At 42.1% G+C, this 5,286-nt stretch carries 6 protein-coding genes and 2 tRNA genes; 3 read left to right on the top strand and 5 right to left on the bottom strand.

The window, feature by feature from the left end:
• Window positions 1-194: 194 nt before the first annotated feature.
• From KPX09_RS04155 to rlmB, 5 genes are all read right to left on the bottom strand, one after another.
• Complete coding sequence (locus tag KPX09_RS04155) at window positions 195-494, bottom strand: HU family DNA-binding protein (RefSeq protein ID WP_346017241.1); 300 nt, start codon at window positions 492-494, stop codon at window positions 195-197.
• A gap of 7 nt (window positions 495-501) precedes the next feature.
• Window positions 502-1,398, bottom strand: a complete 897-nt coding sequence (gene sppA / locus KPX09_RS04160) for a signal peptide peptidase SppA (RefSeq protein WP_249549128.1) — start codon at window positions 1,396-1,398, stop codon at window positions 502-504.
• Between the two features lie 7 nt (window positions 1,399-1,405).
• A complete protein-coding gene (locus KPX09_RS04165; RefSeq protein ID WP_249549129.1) occupies window positions 1,406-3,085 on the bottom strand; it encodes a 30S ribosomal protein S1 in 1,680 nt (559 codons plus the stop codon).
• Between the two features lie 51 nt (window positions 3,086-3,136).
• Window positions 3,137-3,823, bottom strand: coding sequence for a (d)CMP kinase (cmk, locus tag KPX09_RS04170; protein ID WP_249549130.1), 687 nt, complete (start codon window positions 3,821-3,823; stop codon window positions 3,137-3,139).
• Window positions 3,824-4,014: 191 nt separating this feature from the next.
• Window positions 4,015-4,791, bottom strand: coding sequence for a 23S rRNA (guanosine(2251)-2'-O)-methyltransferase RlmB (rlmB, locus tag KPX09_RS04175; protein ID WP_249549131.1), 777 nt, complete (start codon window positions 4,789-4,791; stop codon window positions 4,015-4,017).
• Between the two features lie 164 nt (window positions 4,792-4,955).
• Between rlmB and KPX09_RS04180 the strand changes: the two genes are divergently transcribed.
• From KPX09_RS04180 to KPX09_RS04190, 3 genes are all read left to right on the top strand, one after another.
• Window positions 4,956-5,038 (top strand) — tRNA-Tyr (locus KPX09_RS04180).
• Between the two features lie 7 nt (window positions 5,039-5,045).
• Window positions 5,046-5,116 (top strand) — tRNA-Gly (locus KPX09_RS04185).
• A 44-nt stretch (window positions 5,117-5,160) separates the two neighbouring features.
• Window positions 5,161-5,286, top strand: a 126-nt coding sequence (locus KPX09_RS04190) for a GTP-binding protein (protein ID WP_249548604.1), incomplete at its 3' end; no start/stop codon positions are given.

Here is a 5,286-nt window from a genome sequence, read left to right on the forward strand (position 1 = left end):
TTTTCTAGAGCGCATCTTAACATCACATGCGCTAGGGAGGAAACTTCATCCGCCCTTTCAAGCAGCAACTCCGGCCTGACTTCAGCAAGGTACCTATGTATATTACCCGAATCAGCCACCTTACCCCCGCCTTACGTAAGCTAAAAGAAAGAGATGACATAGCGGAGTAAAACACTATGTTAGCAACTCAGACACTAATTATGGGAACTACTCTTAGAATGCGCGGGCTGATTAACAGCCTTAATTAACTTCTCACTTGGGCGAAAGTACATTCTCTTATACTGCGTCTTACCCAAAGCAACATTGGCGCTTTTTAGTACATAACTCCGCGAAGCAAAGGAACCAAATCCTCGCAACTCAACCCTTGTATCATCATGCACGTGCTGCAAAATAGACTGAAAAAACACATTCAAAATCTGTGATACTACACTCTCTCCCAGGGTGGGATTCTTCCTAGCAATGCGCCTGATTAAATCAGATTTCAACAAAGTCATACAGCTCTCATTCAAAAAACAAGGCGTACAACGGTTGCTTAAAAGATGCAAGCAACATATGCAAACCACCCATCAAACTCAACCGATTCTGATACTCCAAGTCTCGTACTACCATTTTTTCCGTATCAATATTATGATGAGACTTCAACCACTCGAAAGCTTCGCGCTCACCGCCTAACTCATCTATCAATTTAACCTGCAGTGCTTGAGCACCAGTATAAACTCTGCCGTCTGACACCTTATAAGCCTCTTCTACAGATAGCCCTCTTCTTTCCGCTACCATGCTTACAAAGAAACGATGAAAATCCTTTATAACTTCGTGCATCATATCTTCAGAATTCTTACTCATTTCTTCCAGAGGTGACATAGACGCCTTTAGTTCCGAAGTCTTTATCGTCTTCAAAGTGATTCCCAGCCTCTCAGCAATCCGTGCAACACCTACGTACTGCGTAAGTACTCCAATAGATCCCGTTATTGTACCATTATTGGCTATAACATAATCTGCAGCTAAGGCTGTCATGTACCCACCTGACGCTGCAACATTTCCCATAACCGCCACTACAGGCTTCTTTTTAGCTATAGCTCGAATCTGCCTATATAGCGCTTCACTATCTCCCACAGTGCCACCAGGACTATCTATCCGCAGCACTACGGCCTTTATCGAGCCGTCATCCTCAACCCTACTTAGCAGAGCATCGCGACCTCTATTTCGACTTATTGTTCCCTCTATTCCTATCCGTGCTATATAACCGCCAGCACCCCCTGCAATATCAGCAAAAGAGAATCTTGAATAATCCACCTGTGAGGCAAAAACTACCAATAGACCAAGGACTACAAAAAAAAGCGCACGCCACATTGACACCCTGAAAGCCAAAGCCTCAATCTTCAATAAGTGATCGAACACACGAAACCTATTCTAGAGATAAAACAAGACTATATGACCCTATCATTAAAACTTCTGCTTCTACCCTATCACCAGGGAAAAACTTCTTACCTTCAGGTATGTGCTTTTGCTCTACCAGAACATTAAAACTCTCTGATCCATCAAATACATCGACCATTACCCCAACATCTTCTAAAACCTTGGAAACTGTTACAGGTATTCTCTCACCTATGCCAATCCTTCTCAAAAGCCCTAAGAAAGGATCATGCTCTATCTGCTTTACACCTAGATCGATCTTATTTCTATTCGCACTTACCATCAATATCTTAGCTTGCAGACAATCCCCTATGTTATACCTCTTCAGAGCACTTTCAGGAGAACCACTCCAACTTAACTCAGTAGAACGAATCAGACCCTCTATTCCAGAATTTGTGTCATCATCAGTGAGCGATACAAACATTCCGAGATTCCCTATACTCTTCACCTTAGTGTTCACAATAGAGCCAACTGGATGCTTTTCTATAAACGCTTCCCAAGGATTCTCCTTGCACCTCTTTATACTAAGACTCATACGATTCTTGGTCGCATCTATACTAAGAACCTTAACTTCAATTTCTTCACCCCTCATGAACAGTTGGTTCACAGGCAAGTGACTCCTTACCCAACTGACCTCTGAAACGTGTATCAACCCTTCTACACCTGTCTCCAACTCAACAAAAATACCATAATCCTCAATACTGGTTACAGTACCCTTGTGAATACTATCTACAGGGTATCTTTCCTCTACATTAGCCCACGGACTTTCCTCAAGCTGCTTCACACCCAGAGATATCTTTCTATTTTCTCTATCAATTCTGATAATTTTCGCTCTTACAGTCTGCCCACAAGAAAACACAGCCGATGGGTGACTTACACGACTCCAAGATATATCAGTGATATGCAACAAGCCATCGACAACACCAACTGTCGGTGATTCATGTATCTCGATGAACACACCATATTTGGTAATGCTCTTCACCTTACCTTCTACAACGCTACCTTCTTCTAGCGTACTCAAGAAAGAATCCTTAGCGTCTGCGAGCGATTCCTCAAGCACAGCCTTACGTGACACTACTACGTTCCCTTGCTTCTTATCCATCTTCAGAATGCGGAACTTCTGCTTCTTACCAAGCAACGGAGTTATATCCTTAACTTGACGCAGCCCAACATGACTTGCAGGCAAGAATGCAACAACACCGCCTACATCTACTGTGAAACCGCACTTAATAGATCCAAAGATGACACCTTCTATGTCTAAGTTCTCAGCAGCTGCTTGCTCAAGCTTTTGCCACAACTCATCCCTTACAGCTTTCTCACGGCTTAGAACTACGCTGCCACTTTTCCCTTCAGTCTTTTCCAAGTAAAGCTTAACTTTCGAGCCAACCTCAATGTCTTGCTTACCTTCACCAAGCTCGAACTCCCTGAGAGAAACAACACCTTCAGACTTTAACCCCGCATCGACAGTGATATACCCACTGTCCTTACAGATCACTGTTCCTTCAATAATCTCGCCTTCTCTAGGCCCTCCATCTAAAAGTTCTGATAGCACACCGGATAAGTCGGTCTTATCAAGATCTACTTCGTCAAAACCATGACTTACAAACCTATTAGATTGTACTACACTAATGCTACCAGAGGAATTACCCCGCAAACCCACACCTGATGACATAAACAGAGCCCGAAAAACAACGAAAGGCAATGATATACCCTTCGCGTAGTTTTACAAGAATGTTTTTATTTTTTTCATCAATTGGTGCAGCGATATTTCCTTATTTATGTGTGAATTATTCAAATAATAAGCCTCTTTCACGCGCATTAAAGGCCCTTTACTCCTGCAGGAATCCCTTATATCTCTACTTAATAAACTGTAGAACACATTTTTATACATGACCTTCCTAGTACCGTTACGCAGACGCAGCTGTTTATAACGTCTCAGTGCTCTAACTGATGCATACGCTGTAATGAAAATTTTTACATCTGCATCAGGACACACAATTGTTGCTATATCTCTTCCGTCTAAAACAACACCACGTTTTGATGACCGCACAAACTCTTGCTGTATTGGTAACAATGCAGCACGCACTCGGCCGTTTCTCGAAATGATAGACGCAGCTTTTCCCACCGCTTCTGATGAGTATTGACCGTTATTTTCCGTAAGCAGGGAAAGCATTTTACACCGATCCTCAGCAGTAATGCATATTTCATAATTTTCAGCAGATGAGGAATGAATATAGTTTTTTGCAAATTCAGCAGCAAAGATTCTATACAGCATACCGGTATCCATATGCACAAAACCCAGCTCAGCCGCTATCGCACTGGCTATAGCTCCCTTTCCTGAAGAAGAAGGCCCATCTATGGCGATTACTATACGACGCACAGAATTACCCTCAAGCGAAGTAGCTCCCATTTACTTTAAGCTCGTTAATAGCAAATTGATGACAGGGTATCCACAATGTGAGTGCAGGTGTCAATGTCAAATAACATGCAAATTTATACCATGCTATCCTAGGAAATTAGCACTTGAAAGAGCAGAGAAAGGAATGACGCAAAATAACCTACTCTTTACTGATTGCAAAAAAGTAATCCAACAAAGGTCATTTAAGATCTCTTATCTCCCAAAAATACAGAATACATCGCTATTGCAGCTGCATTCGAGACATTTAGACTCTCCATCTTCTCTGACATAGGTATTTTGACTAAGTGATCGCAGTGTTTTTTGGTGAGGTGGCGCATTCCCTTTCCTTCCGCACCCAAAATCACTACTCTTCTCTCACTAAATTCTACTTGATGTAAGCATGTCCCTCCTGAAGCATCAAATCCGTAACACCAGTAATTTTTTTGTTTTAGATATTCCAGTGTCTTTACTAGATTGCCAATACAAACTACAGGAACTATGTCTATGGCTCCACTAGAAGCTTTTGCCATGCCACAGCTTTCAGAAGGAGAATTATGTTCTGTTAACACAACAGCATCTACATTGAAGCAAGCTGCTGTCCGCAATACTGCGCCTACGTTATGTACATCAGTTACTTCATCAAGAACAAGTATAGAGGAGGTAGGCGCAGCCTCTGTTTTTGCGACTATATCTTCTATGCGAATTAAGGAGCTGGCGTTGCGACCAAACAACGGGAGCACTTTTAGCAACATACCTTGATGTATGGCTTTACTCCCCACTAAAGAATCAACCTTTGCGATTTCTACATCGCGTATTCCTATCTTCCTATTTTTAGCTAACTTAATCACAGGATCATTTTTATCTATGAACTTGTGAGTAATTAGTAATTCAATGCACACCCTATTAGGATTTTTGAGAGCAGAAAGACAAGCATGTTTTCCATAAATCCATAGATATCTGTTGTCTTTAATGCGATTCATAGTTTTTTATTGTTGTAAAGCCGGTAATTTTTGCTAATTTATGCAAACGTATTGTAGGGCTAAATTTTTTTAAGGCAACTCGGGAAACTTGAGTGGTTTTTTGTATTGCTTTTCTAAATTATATGCTATTACAGACGATGTTGCTTTGGGCTGAGTCTCAGGGAGGAGGGGTGGCCGAGTGGTTAAAGGCAGCAGACTGTAAATCTGCCCACTTTAGTGTACGTAGGTTCGAATCCTACCTCCTCCACGGCTATGCGGGTATAGCTCAATGGTAGAGTAGCAGCCTTCCAAGCTGCCTGTGTGGGTTCGATTCCCATTACCCGCTCGTTGGTTTAGGATGTTGTTATTTCGTTGTTTGGTAGTAATGGTATGTCAGAAGGAAGGAAGCCGCATATAAACGTAGGGACAATAGGGCACGTGGATCACGGTAAGACAACGCTTACGGCTGCGTTAACTACTGTTCTGGCTAGGAAGCTAAGTGGCGCGAATAAAGTG

Source organism: Anaplasma phagocytophilum (assembly GCF_023476575.1).
GTDB lineage: Bacteria > Pseudomonadota > Alphaproteobacteria > Rickettsiales > Anaplasmataceae > Anaplasma > Anaplasma phagocytophilum_A.